The organism is Anabaena sp. CCY 9910, assembly GCF_963920875.1.
Taxonomy (GTDB): domain Bacteria; phylum Cyanobacteriota; class Cyanobacteriia; order Cyanobacteriales; family Nostocaceae; genus Trichormus; species Trichormus variabilis.
The window spans coordinates 1-287 of record NZ_CAWUDJ010000128.1 but is presented as its reverse complement, the minus strand read 5'-3'; the positions used below and the strand labels follow the sequence as shown (position 1 = coordinate 287).

Here is a 287-nt window from a genome sequence, read left to right as displayed (position 1 = left end):
CAGATCGCGCAGGTCCGACACCGCAGTGCGCAACGTCTCCACCTGCCGCGCCACGACATCCCCGCCCGCCAGGGCATTGACGACACGGGGCGCCGGGCTGGAACGCGCAAAGGCCTCCACCTCGATCTGCATATAGGCGGACGCCGCCGCCAGCCGCCGCCAGCTCCACAAGGGATAGGCCAGAGCCAGTCCCGTCATCGCCGCAAGCGGCGGGAACCAGACGCCGAACCAGAACGCCGCCGCGCTGATCGCCATGACCATGAGCGCAAGGCCCGCGCCCGCGATCA

At 70.4% G+C, this 287-nt stretch carries 1 protein-coding gene; it reads right to left on the bottom strand.

Annotation, left to right across the window (positions count from 1 at the left end):
• The coding region (locus ACM5QX_RS29585) for a hypothetical protein (RefSeq protein WP_414756763.1) at positions 1 to 261 on the bottom strand (261 nt) is incomplete at its 3' end.
• Between the last annotated feature and the right edge of the window lie 26 nt (positions 262 to 287).